We start from the raw sequence: 17,204 nt of genomic DNA, 5'->3' as shown, positions 1-17,204 counted from the left end.
TACTAATATATCAGTTTTAAGAAAAAGGAGGAAGTAGGATGTTTGATTTTGCTGCCTTGAAGCAGGCAGGAGTTACGATGCCGATCGTTCCCAAAGAAGTGACGGATCAATCAGATACTCAGTTTCAATGGTTACACTTTGGTGGGGGAAATTTGTATCGGGCATTTCACGCAGAAGTAGCCCAAACGTTGATCGATCAACAAGCGCTGACAAAAGGAATCGTAGTTTGTGAAACCTTTGATGAACAGGTGATTGATCAAGTATATGCCCCTTACGAGAATGATATTTTAGAAGTGGTCATGCATGAAGGGGGACGGTTGGAGAAAAAATTGCTCCAGTCAACGGCGGCTAGTTATTATTGCCATCCTTCCCGTGCTGCGAGTTATGAGCAAATACGCAAAGTATTTCAGGAGCCGTCACTACAGTTGGTTACCGTAACGATCACAGAAAAAGGCTATGGCTTAAAAGACAGTCAGGGGAAATTTTTACCTGTCGTACAAGCGGATCTCGCTGCGGGTCCCCATCAGGTCAACCATACAATGAGCATTTTGGCTAGCTTTTTATGGGATCGTTTTCAATCAGGGGCACTTCCGATCGCTATGGTTTCCACCGATAATTTTTCGCAAAATGGGCTCCGTTTCCAAACGGCGATTGTCACCATTGCAAAAGAATGGCAAAAGCTGGGGCATGTTTCAGAAGCGTTTGTCCGATACTTAGAAAACAACGCGCAGGTGACGTTTCCGTGGTCAATGATCGATCGGATCACGCCAAATCCTTCAACAGCAGTTGCAGAAGAATTAGCAGCAGCTGGGATCGAGCAGCTGCCAGTCATCCGTACCGATAAAGGAACGAATATCGCTCCGTTTGCTAACACAGAGACGACTCATTACCTGGTGATTGAAGATGATTTTCCAAATGGTCGCCCGAATTTGGATAAAGCGGGGGTGATCTTGACGAGTCGAGAGATCGTCGACAAAACCGATAGTATGAAAGTCACAACTTGTTTGAATCCACTGCATACCGCAATGAGTTTGTTCGGCTGTTTACTCGGTTATACATCTATTGCTGCGGAAATGACCGATCCAGATATTGTTGCTTTGATCAAAGGAATCGGCTATCGTGAAGGCTTGCCGGTAGTGGAAGATCCTGAGATCATTCAGCCAAAGAAATTTATCGATGAGGTGGTGGGCCTTCGTTTACCCAATCCCCTGATTCCTGACACTCCACAGCGGATCGCCGCAGATACCTCACAGAAAATCGCCATCCGTTTTGGCGAAACCATCAAAAAGTATGTGAAGAAAGAAGGCTCGGCTTCTGAGCTGACTTTCATTCCCTTAGCGATTGCAGGCTGGTTGCGTTATCTATTAGCGATCGATGATGAAGGCCATCCATTTGGCCCAAGTCCTGATCCCCTCTTAGCAGAATTACAAGAGATTTTACGTGAGTGTCAGTTAGGGACAGCCGCCGATGTTCAAGGGATCATTCGACCAATCTTAGCAAATCCGCAGATTTTTGGTTTGGATCTCTATCAAGCAGGAATCACTGAAAAGGTGGGTCACTTGTTCGCTAAGATGCTGGCAGGAACCGGCGCAGTCCGTAAAACATTACATGAAACAGTAGAAGGGATCGAATAAAAAATGGAAATGACATTTCGTTGGTATGGAAAAGACTACGATAAAATCAAGTTAGCAGATATCCGTCAAATTCCTGGAATGAAAGGCATCGTCGGCACACTCTTTGATTTGCCTGCTGGGGCAGTTTGGCCGAAAGAACGGATCAAGGCGCTCGTGGAAGAAGTCGAAGCAGTTGGCCTTTCCCTGAAGGTGATCGAAAGCGTCAATATTCATGATGACATCAAGATTGGCTTGCCTTCGAGAGACCTGTATATCGAAAACTACAAAAAAACGATTCGTAATTTGGCAGCATATGGGATCGAAGTGATCTGCTATAATTTTATGCCGATTTTCGATTGGATCAAAACGGATCTCGATTATCGCTTAGCCGACGGTTCTTCTACGATGGCATTTGAAAAAGCAGGGATTGACAAAGACCCAGAAGAGATCGTCAAAGAAGTTGAGGAGTCAAGCTCTGGCTATACCTTGCCAGGCTGGGAACCAGAACGTTTGGCACATGTCAAAGAATTGTTTGCTGCGTATAAGGATGTCGATGATGACAAATTAAGAGAAAACTTTGCTTACTTCCTAAAAGCCATTATTCCCACCTGTGAAGAGGTCGGCATCAAGATGGCTGTTCATCCAGATGATCCTCCCTATTCGATTTTTGGTCTGCCGCGTATCGTTAAAAACCGCGATGATTTGGATTGGGTCTGCAACGTGGTCGACAGTCCGTCAAATGGTATCACACTTTGTACTGGCAGTATCGCCGAAGACCCAGCCAATAATGTCTATGAGATTTTGGCTGAGTTTTGTCGCCGGGATCGGATTCCTTTTGCCCATGTTCGTAACATTCAATACTTGGGCAATGACAAAGACTTTTATGAAGCACCGCATCTCTCCTCTGAAGGCTCATTAGACATGTATCAGATCCTAGAAGCGATGTACAAAAATGGCTTTGACGGCTACATTCGACCAGATCATGGGCGAATGATCTGGGGAGAAACGGGACGTCCAGGCTATGGCTTGTATGATCGGGCGATCGGCGCTTCCTACTTATTAGGGTTGTGGGAAGCCATCGACAAGAGCGTGGGGCGTTAAGAAAAGGAGCGAAGAAATGTTTTTAACTGACGATTTTATTTTGAAAAACAGCTTTGCCAAACAGTTGTACCATGAGTATGCAAAAAAGCAGCCGATCATTGATTACCATTGCCATTTAGAGCCGAAAGAGATTTTCGAAAACCAAAACTTCACCAATCTCACCCAAGCGTGGCTGGCGGGGGACCATTACAAATGGCGCTTGATGCGTGCCAATGGTGTTGCAGAATCTTTGATCACTGGCGATGCTGACGACTACGAAAAATTCTGTGCTTGGGCGCAGACCTTGGAGGCTTGCATTGGCAATCCATTATATGTCTGGACCAATTTGGAATTGAAGCGAATCTTTGGTATTGATGAGCGATTGACACCAGCCAATGCAGCAAGCATTTGGGAAAAAGCCAATCAACAGCTGCAAACGAAGGAATTTTCACCACGAGGGCTGATCAAAAAGATGGCTGTTGAGGTGATCTGTACGACGGATGATCCCATTGATTCGTTGACGTATCATCAAAAGCTGGCAGAAGAATCCTTTGACGTGTATCCTACCTTTCGTCCTGACAAAGCAATCAATCTGCAGAATCCAGAATTTCCAGCGTACCTTAAGCAATTGGCTGCAGCTGCGAGCAAAGAAATCACTAGCTATCAAACGCTGGTTGAAGCATTGACAGTGCGTATTTCCTACTTCCAGCAACAAGGTTGTCGTTTAGCAGATCACAGTCTGTCACGTCTTGGAGAGGAAGCTTATGATGGCGCTGCACTTGAAGCGATTTTTCAAAAGCGTTTGACCACTGAGACACTGACTAATGAAGAAATCAGACAGTTTCAAACCGGCTTGCTGATTGACTTGATGCGCCAATATGCGAAACAAGGCTGGACCGCGCAATTGCATCTGATGGCGACTCGCAACAACAATCAAAAACTTTTCCAACAACTAGGACCTGATAGCGGCGGTGATGCGATGGGGGACGATCGTCTAGTGAGCGGCTTAAGTCGGACATTGGCGCAGCTTCAGGCGGAAAGTTTATTGCCGAAGACGATTTTGTATTCACTGAACCCCAAAGATTATCCAGTGTTGACTGCGCTGATGGGGGCGTTCCAAGAAGAGAGCAAAGGCAAGCTGCAATTAGGCTCTGCTTGGTGGTTCAATGATACGTATTCTGGTATGCGATATCAGTTGACGACCCTAGCAGAAGGCGGGATTCTTGGAAACTTCGTCGGCATGCTGACGGATTCTCGCAGCTTTTTGTCTTATCCACGCCACGAGTATTTCCGGCGGATTTTGTGTCAGGTGATCAGTGAATGGGTAGAAGACGGACAACTACCAGCAGATGAAATATATTTAGGGCAGATCGTCGCAGATATCTCATATCACAATGCGAAAACCTACTTTGATTTTCCAAACTAATGACTACTCGATTCGTTCTTGGCTTGCTAGAGAAGGAATCGAGTGTTTGGATGGCTATTGCTAAAGTTGCGTCTGTTCATTTACTATTGGCAGGGAATCCAGTACTATGATAGAAAGAATCAAAGAAGGAGCGAACAGTATGAATCCATTCTATGAAGAAGTCTATGCGCTGGCGCGGCAGATCCCTTTTGGTAAAGTCGTCTCCTATAGTCAGATTGCGTGGAAATTGGGACAAATCAACGGCGCGCGAGCAGTCGGTCGAGCGATGCGCTTGAGTCCTCAGGATGTCCCTGCTCATCGAGTCGTGCGGGCAGATGGCGTCTTAGTTGGTTCCTCCGCCAATGGGCGAAAAGCAGCACTCGTCGATGAAGGGGTGGTCTTCAAAGCCAGTGGTCGTATCGATATGAAGGCTTGCAGTTGGTCCATGAGCGAGATCGCTCCCGCTCAAATGAAGGAGCCATTATGAAAAAACGTGAATTTATCGTGCAAGATCTGTTGAGTAAAATCTATCAGGAAGAATTTTCTGCCGGCAAATTACCCAACCAAAGAACCCTTGCGCAAACCTATGGCGTTTCTCGGTTTACGATCCAGCAAGCAATCAAAAACCTTGAAGAGATCGGGATCGTCAAAGTGGTACAAGGTTCAGGGATTTTTATCCATGAAAAATGGGTCAAAAACCCAATGATCTTTAATTCCTTGACCCGCACTCCTTATGACCGCATCCATTCCAAAATGATTTCCTTGAATAAGGAGGCAGCAACGTTGGATGAACAGCAGATTTTCCAAATAGGCCCAGACGAGGAAGTCTGGACCTTTGAACGAGTGCGGATCGTCAATTACAAAATCGAACAGCTGGAAACCTCTAAATTGCCCGTCAGCCTATTTCCCGAATTGACACAGGAAATCGTGGAGCACTCGATCCAACGCTATGTCGAAAGCTGCGGGTACCGTATTTCCCACTACATCACCAGCTATACCCCCATCACCACATCGACCGCTCAATCGGGCATTTTATTGTGCAAGCGGGGGACGCCGGCAATGCAGATCAGCAATCGGGCGATTTTAGAAGACGGCCGCGTGTATGAGTTCAGCAATATCGTTGCCATTGATTATGCCGTGACCTACATCCGTCCCTTTGACCGTGAGATCCATCGCTCACGCATCGATTGATTTGGAAAAGCAAATGTGCCAGTTGCGTCTTTTTTATCCAGAAAGAACAAAAGACATCCCCTGTCGGTTGGACAGGGGATGTCTTTTGTTGTGTTTAAGGAGTGATCAATGTGCCGTCTGGTGTACGGCTCTGGGTCCATTCATGAGGACGGTAAACCACGGGAAATTCCGCAGCTGCTGCTTCATCGAACGTGATTCCGATCCCACTTTTCTCGATCGGATAAAAATAGCCGTTTTCAGGTTGCGGACTGCCACCAAAGACCGACTGGGTATTTGCTGGGATCGCAATCGTTTCTTGGATCGCGGCATTGTGCAGATGGATATTTAGATGGGTGTTGACGGCTAAGCCGACAGGGCTGATATCAGACGGCGTGTGCCAAGCGATCCGAATGCCCATCGCATCGCAGAAGTGAGCCAATTTCAATGCTGGCGTGATCCCACCGATTTGTGAGACATGGGCACGCATAAAGTCAATCTGTTGATTTTTGACTAGCTCTTGCCATTCCATCGGATTATTGAACAATTCGCCGGTCGCGATCGGGGTCGCCGACTGGCTGCGGAGTTGCTGCAACCACTTGTTTTGATCCGGCGGCAAAATATCTTCTAGGAAAAAGAGATTAAAAGGTTCAGCGGATTTTGCAAATTGAATCGCTTGGTTTGGATGCAGCCGTTCATGCACGTCATGCAGCATTTGAAATTGATTGCCGTATCGTTCTTGGATCGCAGCAAACATTTTCAGTGTTGTGTCCATGTAGTCTGTTTGATCAAAATAGGAACCAGCGATGGGCTGATCGGGTGTTTGCAGTTGGCTAGGATTTCCACCATAAAAGCCTAATTGGCAACGGATATAGCGATACCCCTCAGCCAAGAAGCGATCGATTTCTTGATAAAGGCCTTCGAGATTATCTGCCACGGCATGGGTATAGGCGGGAATCGCCGTACGCGCTTTTCCACCTAACAGTTGATACAATGGCATATCGGCTAATTGTCCCTTGATGTCCCATAAAGCCATGTCGACTCCTGAGATGGCATTGTTGGTGATCGGACCATTCCGCCAGTAAGAGTTGACATTCATCACTTGCCAAAGATCTTCGATTTGATTGGCATCGCGGCCAAGTAAGAGGGGGCGTAAATACTCGTCAACGACGGTTTTTACGGCTAGTGGGCGAAACTGGAAGGTTGCGCAGCCTAACCCAGATACGCCTTTGTTCGTTTCTACTTTAACGACAACAAGGTTATGGCGATCAGGTTTGATCGCAAAGGCTTTGACGTCGGTGATGATCGTTGGTGTCATTTCATTCACTCCAATTTTTGTCTCTAGTTGCTATAGCCATTGAAACATGCTTGGCAACCGCTGTCAATTTGGTCTAATAAAAACTAGATATACACCATAAAACCAGTCCAATTTTTTACTTTTTTATAATAAAACGTTGATATATAGCGTTTTTATTCTGTTTTTATCAAAAAAGGACTGGTTTTACAAGTATGTGTGAGCATGCTACTATGTGTGTGAAAACGGAAACACCTGAAAGGGCGCCCGTCAAAAGGATCAGGACCGTTAGCAAACAACAGGGGGAAAAAAAGATGACCAAAGAAGACATCGTAAAACAGATTATTAAAGATGTTGGCGGATCAGAAAATATCAACAATGCATGGCACTGTATGACTCGCTTGCGTTTTGATTTAAAGGATGAGAAGAAAGTCGACTATGCGGCGTTAGAAAAAACACCCAAAGTCGTAGGAACAAAATATCAAAGCAATCAGCTGCAAGTAGTGATAGGAACGGATGTTGCTGATTATTATGCACCTTTAGCCAAAGAATTAGGTCTTGATGAAGCGAACCAAGGGGGAACATCAGAGAAAAAAGGGGCCGTTTCCTTATTTATGGATACCGTTTCTGGCGTTTTTGGTCCGATCGTTCCAGCTATCGCTGGCGCAGGAATGATCAAAGGATTAATGGCTGGATTGGTGGCTTTGAATGTCATCTCTAATCAAACAGACACCTATTTAGTGATCGACATGATCGCGAGCGGCGTATTTACATTCTTGCCATTTTTTGTTGCTGCCTCAGCCGCTCGGATTTTTAAAACCAATCAATATTTAGCGATCGCAATCGCGGCAACGCTGCAATTTCCAACGATGACCAATGCGGTAGCCGAAGGAAGTATTTCCGCCTTTCGCTTGTTCGGCATACTGCCAGTACCCGTCTTTAACTATGCAGGAACAGTGATTCCCATTATCTTTGCCGTGCTGGCGCTCAGTTATATTTACCGTTGGGTCGATAAACTCTTACCACAAGTGCTGCGTACCGTGTTTACACCGACGATTTCGTTGTTTGTCGCTGGTATCTTGACATTAACGGTCATTGGCCCAATCAGTATCCATCTAGGAAACTTACTGGCTGCTGGCGTGGCTGGTTTATTCACTATCTCGCCTGTCTTAGCAGGAATTGTGGTAGGGGCGATTCGACCAATTGCAATCTTCACGGGATTGCATCATGCCATGACCCCGATCGCTTTGCAAAACTTCGCCAATCAAGGGTATGACATGTTGATGCCAATGATGTTTATGGCAAATATGGCAATCACCGGCGCAACAGCAGCTATTTATTTCAAAGTCAAAACCAAAGAAGAAAAATCGATCATTCTATCTTCGGCGGTTTCTGGCTTATTAGGGATCACAGAACCTGCGTTATTCGGGATTTTGTCGAAGTATAAAAAAGCCTTTATCGCAGCAACAGTTGGTAGTTCTGTGGCGTCTGCCTTCATCAGTTTCTTCGGTGTTCGGATTTATGGATATATTCTTTCAAGTATCTTTAGTTTGCCAGCCTATATTGGGGAATACTTTATCTATGCTGTTTTAGGGATCATCTTGGCAATCGGCTTATCCTTTGCAATGAGCTGGTTCTTGGTACCAAATCAAGCAGCCGAAGGCGATCGTTACACCAACGAAGTGGATCTGCATGCCGTGACCCATGGAGAATATGTCCCATTAGAAGATGTACCAGATGAAGTTTTTTCAACGAAAATGATGGGAGAAGGCTATGCCATCGAGTCACAAGATGGGCAAATCTTTGCACCGGTCAGTGGCGAAGTCACCACTGTGTTCCCTTCAAAACATGCCGTCGGGATCAAAACCCAAAACGGCGTTGAAGTTCTTGTGCATATGGGGATCGATACAGTCTCACTTGGCGGACAAGGCTTTGATGTCTTTGTCAAAGCTGGGGAGCAAGTCACTCCGCAAACCAAACTGGCACAAATGGATCTACCTTATATCAAGCAGCAAGGCAAAGAAACCATGGTGATCGTTTTGATCACCAACATGGATCGCGTGCAGCAATTTTCTGGAAGTACTGATTTAGAAGGCAGACACCAAGCCGGTGCATTGCTGGAAAAAGTCGTTTTGAATGCCTAATAAAAAAAAAAGATGAGCTTCATTAATGAAGTTCATCTTTTTTTTATTGCAATTAACTACGCAGCCCGCGGCCTTTTTGGATCAAGTACCAGCATACGCTGTATAAGACAACAATGAACAAGACCAAAATACCGATGGATAGGAAAATTGGGACATCGATGGTGCCTAAAAAGCCGTAGCGGAAACCAGAGATCATATACACGATCGGGTTGACTTTGGAGATCGTTTGCCAAATCGGCGGCAGCATGCTGATGGAGTAAAAGACGCCTCCAAGATAGGTCAATGGTTGTAAAACAAAGGTTGGCACGATGGAAACATCGTCAAAGGATTGGGCGAAGATCCCATTTAGCAACCCTGCTAATGAAAATAAGATGGCGGTCATGACTAGGGTTAAGACAACGATGACCCAAGAATACACATGTAATGGCACGAAGAAAAGGGAAATGATGGTCACCAATGTGCCCACCAAGATACTACGGCCAAGTCCGCCAAAGACAAAGCCCCAAATGATGACGTGAGTAGGAACCGGCGCCACTAAGAGTTCCTCAATGTTTTTTTGAAACTTCTGTGAAAAGAAGGAAGAAGACACATTGGAGTAAGAGCTGGTGATCGTCGACATCATGATCAGCCCAGGAACGATAAATTCCATATAAGAAAAGCCGCCCATTTCGCCGATGCGGCTGCCAATCATTTTCCCAAAGATAATGAAGTATAAGGAAGTAGTGATGACGGGTGGGACGAGGGTCTGCACCCAAATCCTTAAATAGCGGTTGGTCTCTTTGACCGCTAAACTTTTTAAGGCTGTAAAATAAAGACTAAACATGGTTTTCCTCCGCTTCGTGTGCTTCTTCGGTGATTTTCAAAAATAGTTCTTCCAAGCGATTGGATTTGTTGCGCATGGAGAGGACATTGATCCCTTGCTGGCTGAATTGAGCAAAAAGATCGTTGACGCCTTGGTCTCGAGCGACTTCAACGGCGATGGTCTGTTCATCTTCCATTTGGATCGGATATCCAGTGATCGTTGGTGCTTGTTTGATCGGTGCGATATCAAAAAGAAAGGTTTCAAATTGCAGTTTTGCCAACAAGGATTTCATGCTGGTGTTTTCGATCAGTTCACCAGATTGAATGATCCCGATGTTGCGGCAAAGCATTTCCGCCTCTTCTAAATAATGGGTCGTCAAAATGATCGTTGTGCCATTTTGGTTCAGCTCCCGCAAAAAGCTCCACATTTCCCGACGCAATTCGATATCGACACCTGCCGTCGGTTCATCCAAAATCAATAACCGTGGTTCATGCATCAGGGCACGAGCGATCATCAAACGGCGTTTCATCCCGCCCGACAGCATCCGCGCACGAACATTGCGTTTTTCCCACAAATTCGACTGCTTCAAGTATTTTTCGCTGCGCTTGATGGCTTCGTTGCGGGGGACACCATAATACCCAGCTTGATTGACCACGATCTGCTGGACCGTTTCAAAGGGATTGAAATTGAATTCTTGGGGAACCAAACCAATCTGTTGTTTGACTTGGACCAATTCTTTGTCTAAATCGTAGCCGAAGACTTTGACGCTTCCGGAAGATTTATTGACAAGAGAGGTGATAATGCCGATGGTGGTGGACTTTCCAGCGCCGTTAGGGCCTAACAAGGCATAAAAGTCGCCTTCTTCCACCTTCAAATTTATGCCCCGCAACGCTTCAACGCCGGTGGTATAGACTTTGCGTAAATCGGTTAGTTCTAGTGCATAGGTCATGTTTGTTTGAACTCCTTCTATGTATGATGGTTTATTCTATCATTTTTTTTCAAGAAGAACCGCATGATTTGATTTTTTTCATTTGATTAGATAACAATTGTTGCTAATCGATGAAAAGTGGGAAAGAGGCAAAAGAAAAAACGACCGTTTGATCGTTTTTTCGATAAAGTCGTTTGTTAGCATAAATACCGTTCTGGTCGTTCTGTCTGTCCTAGTAAGTAATCGACAGAGACATTATAGAGGGAAGCTGCGTGTAACAGCGTCAATACATCGGGTAAGCGATCGCCTGCTTCGTATAAGGTGTAATCGGGGTAAGGCACATCGAGATGCTGGCATACTTCTTTTGGGCTCAATCCGCGTTCTTCTCTTAAAAATTTGAAGCGGCATCGCAAGGTGTCTAATAAAAAAGCTTCTTCTAATGTCACTTTGCGGTCCTCCTTAAAAAAATCGCGCTTCCTTTCGCACTGTTCTCTTTTTATTGTACCAACAAAAGCAAAATATGCGAAGTAATTCACATGAAAGTCGATCGGTTTTTGTTAAAAAGTGAAACAAATGACTTGCTCTGAGACGCGTTTCATACAGTATGCTTGATTCATAAAAAGGAAGGCGGGATGAAAAAATGAATACGTACATGAAGAAGAATGGTGCGGAATGTTGTTATGTAACGTTGGCTTTTGATGGACAACAATTGGTATTGACGAAACCAAAAGGGTTCTTTCAAGAACGCTTGGTAGAAATTCCGGTGGATGAGATCAGTCATTTGACATGTGATGAACACTTCGGGTCTCAGCGGATCGGTTTTATTCATCACAATGATTACTATGAATTTTATACATGTGGGTTAAGTGTGATAGACTATATGAAAGAACAATTATTCGTTTAAGGAGCAGTGAGTCATGGCAAACATTCGGGATATTGCACGCTTGACCGGCTATTCGGTCTCCACAGTTTCACGAGTCATTAACAACAATCCGTATGTCAGTGAAGAAAAGCGTCGCAAGATCCTGGCTGTCATGAAAGAGGTCAACTATATTCCAAATTACACGGCACGAGCGTTGAGTGTTGGTAAAACCAAAAATATCGGTGTGATCCTACCGTTTGTCAATCATCCCTATTTTGATCGATTATTGAGCGGCATCACAACAGCAGCGTTTGCTCGGGGCTATAAGGTTACGCTTTTAGCCACGAACTATGATCCGCAAGTAGAGGAAGCGTATTTGCAAGAATTTGCGGCGAAAAGCTTTGATGCCTTGATCATTGCCTCGCGGGCGAATCCGATCGAAACCTTATTGCCTTATCGTTCTTACGGTCGCATCGTCTTTTGTGAGAATATCTCGTATTTGACTGACGGTTGCACCTATATTGATCGAGAGGAATCGATCAAAGAAGTCTTTACGTATTTTAAGGAACAAGGTATCCAGAAAATTGGCGTGACATTGGGACGCAGCCGCAAGCTCAGCAGCAATTCAAAAATCACGGTCCGTTTGGCTCATGACTATTTTTCGACTTTTTCCGAAGACTTGATCTTTTGGGATTGTTTGACGGAAGAAGATGGCAAAGAAGCAGCTGCTTATTTTGCAGATAAAGGGGTCGAAGCGATTTTCACCAATGGGGATCATGTTGCTGCTGGGATCCAGTCACAGGCGCCGGGAGAATGGCTCGTGATTGGACGGGACAATTTATACATCAGTGAGCTGCTACAGCTTTCAACGATCGATCATCACTTGCAAGCTTGCGGGGAGACTGCCGTCCAATTGGCGATAATGGAAAAAAGCGGCAACTATCGCATGCCCTATGAGTTCATCAAACGATAGCATAGACGAAACGATGCGCAAACAAAGCCCCTGAGCGGGCAGTGCTTGCGCATCGTTTTTTTAATGGGATTCGGTGTAATGGTCAATGATCTGTTTCAACAGCTGGGCGCTGCCGACGCCCGCTTTTTGATCGTAATAGGCGGTAAAACGCTCGTCTTGAACGTACATTTCCCCTAAAGATCGGTGATATTTTGCTGAGTAAAAGGGTGCTGCTTGTTTGAGCCATGCTTGATGTGCAGCAAAAGCCATTTGGGCTTTGTCAGAAGGGATTCGTTTCCCTTCCTTTTCAGTCAATAGCTCTTTTAACAGCTGCAATAAGCGGTTTTCGTTGTCGGTCAGTGCTTGATAATCGACTTGGGTCATCTGCTGCCACTTTTGGTTGCTTTTTTCGATGATCTCCTCACCGTAGGTTTCTCGTAACTCGGCACCGTAGTTTGCTTCGTTTTCACGAATTTTTTGTTTCTTAAAATAACTGAATTTCTCTTGATCGGTCATCGTCTTTTCTCCTTCATAATAATCAATTGTTTGCGCTAAGGTGGTCAAAAGACTGTCCAGGGCTGCTCGCTCTTGTAAAAGCTGTTGGTAATGCTGCAACAAGACCGTTTGGATCGATGCTTGCGGCTCATCCAAGATCCCGCGGATCGTTTCTAATGACAGCCCAAAAGACTTAAAATACAAAATCTGCTGTAGGCGATCGACTTCCTGTCTCCCGTAGATACGGTAACCAGCTGAGTTGGTGCGTTGCGGTTGTAACAACTTGATCTGATCATAATACCGCAGGGTACGGCTGCTGACTCCTGACAGTTTGGCTAAGGCACTGATCGTATATTCCATCGGCTTTTCCCTCCTTACACCTGTATCCTAAAGGTTGACGTAACGACAAAGTCAAGAAAATTTTTTTGCGTTTTTTAAAATGTGCTATAATTATAACAAAGAAAGGAAGATAAGATGCAAATAGTTTTTTCTGATATTGATGGGACGTTTCAAGAAATGGGGCACCCGATTCATGAGATCAATAAAGAAGCCATCCGTTGTTTGCAAGCCCAAGGGGATCACTTTGTGTTTGTCACAGGGCGAGGATTTGAGCTTGTTCAAGATATGATGGCGGAAGAAGGCCTTTCCTGCGATGTGATTTTCGGAAACGGCGCCGGTCTGATGATAAAAGGAGAAGCGCCTGTTTTGACGCATACCTTACCCTATAAGACATTGGCACAAGTGATTGGTATCTTAGAGACAGAAGCGGTTTTTTATTTCTTACATACTGACCATGGCATCATTTCCCCACAAGCGCATTTGTATGAAGCGCAATTTCAAGAAAGCCGTAAGCAGTTACTCGCGGAGTTAGGGGAGCGAGGGCAAATCATCGCTGACTACAAATACGAGTTCTTCTACAACGAATGCCTTCATAAAGACGACGTGTTGCAGTTTATGAAGGAACATCCAGAGATAAAGGTCATCAAAATCGAACTGATGGAAGCGTCAGACGAAAAAAGAGAACGGCTGCGGGCGATGATCCAGTCAGAAACGGCAGCGATTTTTCAATCCTTTGTCCAAACACTGGAAATCGTTGATCCATTGGCGACCAAAGGTGCGGCGATCCGTAGCTTTTTAGAAGCTTTTCCCGCTGCCAAAAGCTACGGGATCGGTGATGGTGAAAATGACCTTGCGATGTTTGAAGCGGTGGATGTTTCTTTGGCTGTAGCAAATGCCAGCCCAGCGATCAAAGCAGTTTGTGATCGAACCATTGAGCGCGCGGAAGACGGCGGTGTTGGCCGCTTTATTTTAACAGAATTAGTTTCGAGAGAGGATGTTGTGCATGAAGTTGATTGAAACCCCAGTAAACCAAAATCTAAATATGGAAACTTTTTACCCGAACATCTCCAAGTATCTATTCGACAAAATAGCGATCAAATACTATAAATTGTATTCGCTTGATCGGACGCAGATTCTCTATGTGGATAGTTTTGATACGATTTCTTTAGTATTGATCAACAATAAAAAGAAAATCAGTCGGGAAGAAGTCGATACAGCGATTCATCGTTTGCTGAAGGTCGATCGCAAAGACGTGACCGTCAATATCAATATTCGTAAAGAAATGGAAGCAAGAGGCATCACCTTTTCTAAACCGAGAAAAGATGTCATTCTTGTTCAATTGCCTGTGAAAGAACACTAGTTGAAAGAAGTTGGGACATGCATGTTGCAAGAGCAATCAAACGTTGAACAAAGGGGCGACCTTATACGAGCGCGCAAATAATGCGCAATAAGTAGGAGGCTGACCCATGCTTTGGAGCAATTTGTTCTCAGATGGATTGCCTTGTACTGGCAAAAGCCCAACTTTTTTTTGAAAAAACAAGTTTTTCTGTCTTTTGTGTTTTTTTTGCTATAATGAGAAGAAGTAAGCTAGAGGGAGTAAGAACATGCAGAAATTATTTAAAGATGACAGCTTGACGCTGCACACCGATCTCTACCAAATCAACATGATGCAAACCTATTGGGAGTTAGGCAGAGCCGATCGTAATGCGGTGTTTGAATGCTATTTCCGTGACATGCCTTTTGAAAATGGCTATGCGATCTTTGCCGGTCTGGAACGTTTGATCGATTATTTGAACGATTTATCCTTTTCAGAAACGGATATTACCTACTTGCGAGAAATCGGCGGCTACCCAGAAGCCTTTTTAGAGTATCTAAAGGAGTTCAAGTTTGCTTGTACCGTTCGTTCAGCGTTAGAAGGCGATTTAGTCTTCAACAATGAACCAATCATTCAAGTAGAAGGGCCGTTAGCACAAGCGCAGCTGATCGAAACAGCGCTACTGAATATGGTCAATTTCCAAACCTTGATCGCCACGAAAGCTGCCCGCATCAAATCCGTGATCGGCACGGATCCCTTGTTGGAATTTGGTTCACGTCGGGCACAAGAATTGGATGCAGCCATTTGGGGGACCCGAGCGGCTTATATTGGCGGAGCGGATGCGACGAGTAATGTGCGGGCAGGGAAGATTTTTGGCATCCCAGCCAGCGGAACCCACGCCCATTCCCTCGTGCAATCCTACGGCAATGACTATGATGCATTTATGGCGTATGCCCAAACCCACAAAGATTGCGTATTCTTAGTCGATACCTATGATACCTTGCGTTTAGGTGTGCCAAATGCGATTCGTGTGGCCAAAGAGATGGGGGATAAGATCAATTTCTTAGGTGTGCGGATCGACAGCGGCGATATGGCCTATATCTCGAAAAAAGTCCGTGAACAGTTGGATGAAGCGGGATTCACGGAAGCCAAAGTCTATGCTTCCAATGATCTAGACGAAAATACGATTCTAAGCTTGAAAATGCAAAAGGCGAAAATCGATGTATGGGGTGTCGGCACCAAGCTGATCACCGCTTACGATCAACCGGCATTAGGTGCGGTTTATAAACTGGTTGCCATCGAAAATGAGCAGGGAGAAATGATCGACACCATCAAATTATCCAGCAATGCCGAAAAGGTTTCGACCCCTGGGAAAAAACAAGTCTGGCGGATCACCCGTAAATCGGACGGCAAGTCAGAAGGCGATTATGTCACGCTATGGGAAGAAAATCCGCAAGCAGCAGACGAACTGTTCATGTTCCATCCTGTTCACACTTTTATCAACAAAACAGTGACGAACTTTGATGCGCGACCATTGTTGCAAGATATCTTTGTAGATGGCCAGCAAGTGTATCAAGTACCTGACTTAGAACACGTCAAAGCCTATGCGACGAATTGCTTGGATTCCCTTTGGGATGAGTACAAACGTGATTTGAATCCACAGAAGTACCCAGTTGATCTCTCGCAAGAATGTTGGGATCATAAAATGCGGACGATTGAAAAAGTACGTAAACAAACCAATGGCGCGATTTTGTAATCCGCAACTGCGCTGGTCCTAGGATCAGTCAGCTGCTTCAAAAAATAAGAGGAGGCGTTTCTATGACCATGCAACAAGAAATTATCAAAGAATTAGGAGTCTTACCGACCATCGACCCGAAAGAAGAAGTTCGTAAGAGTATTGATTTTTTAAAGGCGTATCTGCAAAAGAATTCGTTCTTGCATACGTTTGTCTTGGGGATCAGTGGTGGGCAAGATTCGACATTAGCTGGCCGGATCGCGCAATTGACGATGGAGGAAATGCGCAGTGAAACCGGGAATCCCAACTATCAGTTCATAGGGGTACGCTTACCTTATGGGGAACAAGCAGATGAAGAAGATGCAAAAAAAGCCATTGAATTTATCAAACCAGATATTGAGCTGCGGGTAAACATCAAAGCCGCCGTCGATGCCCAAGTGCAAGCGGTGGAAGAAGCAGGCTTAGCGGTTTCTGACTTTAATAAAGGCAATATCAAAGCCCGTCAACGGATGATTACGCAATATGCCATTGCGGGTGAAAAAGCAGGAGCTGTTCTGGGTACGGATCACGCTGCTGAAAATATCACCGGCTTCTTTACGAAATACGGCGATGGCGGTGCCGATATCTTACCACTGTTTCGTTTAAACAAACGCCAAGGCCGCCAACTCTTGCAATACTTAGGCGCACCAGAAGCATTGTATACAAAAGTCCCAACTGCGGACTTGGAAGACGGCAAACCTTTAGTTGCAGATGAAGCAGCTTTAGGAGTGACCTACAACGACATCGATGACTATTTAGAAGGCAAGGAAATTGCGGCTGAAGCCCAACAAACCATTGAAAACTGGTGGAACAAAACGCAACATAAACGCCACTTGCCGGTCACGATTTTTGACGATTTTTGGAAATAAACGAAACCAGTGATTGAGTTCCATTCGGATAGAAAGAAGAGTCTAGGGGGCAAGAAACCTTAGACTCTTTTTTATGAGGGTTGCTTTCTTTAAAAATAACAAAAGCTTCTTGCCCTGGCTTTACTTTCTTGTCTTGAAAGCATAAAATACGAGGGTACCTAGAAC

17 protein-coding genes are annotated in these 17,204 nt (G+C 45.0%); 12 read left to right on the top strand and 5 right to left on the bottom strand.

What is annotated here, in order from left to right; genetic code table 11:
- Positions 1 to 38: 38 nt before the first annotated feature.
- From IGJ12_RS13340 to IGJ12_RS13320, 5 genes are all read left to right on the top strand, one after another.
- Positions 39 to 1,634, top strand: coding sequence for a mannitol dehydrogenase family protein (locus IGJ12_RS13340; protein WP_086316519.1), 1,596 nt, complete (start codon positions 39 to 41; stop codon positions 1,632 to 1,634).
- Positions 1,635 to 1,637: 3 nt separating this feature from the next.
- Positions 1,638 to 2,714 (top strand): mannonate dehydratase, encoded by a 1,077-nt coding sequence (gene uxuA / locus IGJ12_RS13335; RefSeq protein WP_061053189.1) that lies wholly within the window; start codon positions 1,638 to 1,640, stop codon positions 2,712 to 2,714.
- A gap of 16 nt (positions 2,715 to 2,730) precedes the next feature.
- The gene (gene uxaC / locus IGJ12_RS13330; protein WP_430619114.1) at positions 2,731 to 4,119 is read left to right on the top strand and encodes a glucuronate isomerase; all 1,389 of its coding nucleotides are present in this window, start codon (positions 2,731 to 2,733) and stop codon (positions 4,117 to 4,119) included.
- A 139-nt stretch (positions 4,120 to 4,258) separates the two neighbouring features.
- The gene (locus IGJ12_RS13325) at positions 4,259 to 4,585 is read left to right on the top strand and encodes an MGMT family protein (RefSeq protein WP_429969694.1); all 327 of its coding nucleotides are present in this window, start codon (positions 4,259 to 4,261) and stop codon (positions 4,583 to 4,585) included.
- A complete protein-coding gene (locus IGJ12_RS13320; protein ID WP_101699311.1) occupies positions 4,582 to 5,289 on the top strand; it encodes a GntR family transcriptional regulator in 708 nt (235 codons plus the stop codon). Before IGJ12_RS13325 ends, IGJ12_RS13320 begins: the two co-directional genes overlap by 4 nt.
- A gap of 94 nt (positions 5,290 to 5,383) precedes the next feature.
- Here IGJ12_RS13320 and IGJ12_RS13315 read toward each other — a convergent pair whose 3' ends face one another.
- Positions 5,384 to 6,583 (bottom strand): enolase C-terminal domain-like protein, encoded by a 1,200-nt coding sequence (locus IGJ12_RS13315; RefSeq protein ID WP_086297948.1) that lies wholly within the window; start codon positions 6,581 to 6,583, stop codon positions 5,384 to 5,386.
- A gap of 290 nt (positions 6,584 to 6,873) precedes the next feature.
- Here IGJ12_RS13315 and IGJ12_RS13310 point away from each other — a divergent pair, with 290 nt between their 5' ends.
- A complete protein-coding gene (locus tag IGJ12_RS13310) occupies positions 6,874 to 8,703 on the top strand; it encodes a glucose PTS transporter subunit IIA (RefSeq protein ID WP_008380669.1) in 1,830 nt (609 codons plus the stop codon).
- Between the two features lie 52 nt (positions 8,704 to 8,755).
- On the opposite strand, the gene IGJ12_RS13305 is transcribed toward IGJ12_RS13310, so the two are convergent.
- The 3 genes from IGJ12_RS13305 to IGJ12_RS13295 form a co-directional block, all read right to left on the bottom strand.
- Positions 8,756 to 9,526, bottom strand: a complete 771-nt coding sequence (locus IGJ12_RS13305) for an ABC transporter permease (protein ID WP_005228499.1) — start codon at positions 9,524 to 9,526, stop codon at positions 8,756 to 8,758.
- Entirely contained in the window at positions 9,519 to 10,454 is a 936-nt protein-coding gene (locus tag IGJ12_RS13300; RefSeq protein ID WP_429969696.1) for an ABC transporter ATP-binding protein, read from the bottom strand. The genes IGJ12_RS13305 and IGJ12_RS13300 overlap by 8 nt, the downstream gene beginning before the upstream one ends.
- 176 nt (positions 10,455 to 10,630) lie before the next feature.
- Positions 10,631 to 10,879 (bottom strand): helix-turn-helix domain-containing protein, encoded by a 249-nt coding sequence (locus IGJ12_RS13295; protein ID WP_077451962.1) that lies wholly within the window; start codon positions 10,877 to 10,879, stop codon positions 10,631 to 10,633.
- A 194-nt stretch (positions 10,880 to 11,073) separates the two neighbouring features.
- Here IGJ12_RS13295 and IGJ12_RS13290 point away from each other — a divergent pair, with 194 nt between their 5' ends.
- Positions 11,074 to 11,337 (top strand): hypothetical protein, encoded by a 264-nt coding sequence (locus IGJ12_RS13290; protein ID WP_005228502.1) that lies wholly within the window; start codon positions 11,074 to 11,076, stop codon positions 11,335 to 11,337.
- Between the two features lie 13 nt (positions 11,338 to 11,350).
- The gene (locus tag IGJ12_RS13285) at positions 11,351 to 12,268 is read left to right on the top strand and encodes a LacI family DNA-binding transcriptional regulator (protein ID WP_008380675.1); all 918 of its coding nucleotides are present in this window, start codon (positions 11,351 to 11,353) and stop codon (positions 12,266 to 12,268) included.
- Between the two features lie 60 nt (positions 12,269 to 12,328).
- Here the strand turns inward: IGJ12_RS13285 and IGJ12_RS13280 are convergent, their stop codons facing one another.
- A complete protein-coding gene (locus IGJ12_RS13280) occupies positions 12,329 to 13,102 on the bottom strand; it encodes a MerR family transcriptional regulator (RefSeq protein WP_086316513.1) in 774 nt (257 codons plus the stop codon).
- A gap of 114 nt (positions 13,103 to 13,216) precedes the next feature.
- On the opposite strand from IGJ12_RS13280, the gene IGJ12_RS13275 reads away from it, so the two are divergent.
- The 4 genes from IGJ12_RS13275 to nadE all read left to right on the top strand — a co-directional run bounded on the left by IGJ12_RS13275 (position 13,217) and on the right by nadE (position 17,039).
- Positions 13,217 to 14,098 carry an HAD-IIB family hydrolase gene (locus tag IGJ12_RS13275; RefSeq protein WP_005234118.1) on the top strand — a complete coding sequence of 294 codons (882 nt, stop codon included), beginning with the start codon at positions 13,217 to 13,219 and terminating at the stop codon, positions 14,096 to 14,098.
- Positions 14,085 to 14,441 (top strand): DUF1827 family protein, encoded by a 357-nt coding sequence (locus IGJ12_RS13270; RefSeq protein ID WP_008380681.1) that lies wholly within the window; start codon positions 14,085 to 14,087, stop codon positions 14,439 to 14,441. Before IGJ12_RS13275 ends, IGJ12_RS13270 begins: the two co-directional genes overlap by 14 nt.
- Before the next feature lie 244 nt (positions 14,442 to 14,685).
- A complete protein-coding gene (locus tag IGJ12_RS13265; RefSeq protein WP_429969698.1) occupies positions 14,686 to 16,152 on the top strand; it encodes a nicotinate phosphoribosyltransferase in 1,467 nt (488 codons plus the stop codon).
- A 62-nt stretch (positions 16,153 to 16,214) separates the two neighbouring features.
- The gene (gene nadE, locus IGJ12_RS13260; protein WP_016612726.1) at positions 16,215 to 17,039 is read left to right on the top strand and encodes an ammonia-dependent NAD(+) synthetase; all 825 of its coding nucleotides are present in this window, start codon (positions 16,215 to 16,217) and stop codon (positions 17,037 to 17,039) included.
- The last annotated feature ends 165 nt before the right edge of the window (positions 17,040 to 17,204 follow it).

It is taken from the genome of Enterococcus sp. DIV0802b, from assembly GCF_050543535.1.
Lineage (GTDB): Bacteria > Bacillota > Bacilli > Lactobacillales > Enterococcaceae > Enterococcus_D > Enterococcus_D entomosocium.
Note: the sequence above shows the minus strand (reverse complement) of the source record. Positions and strands in the feature narration are given on the sequence as shown.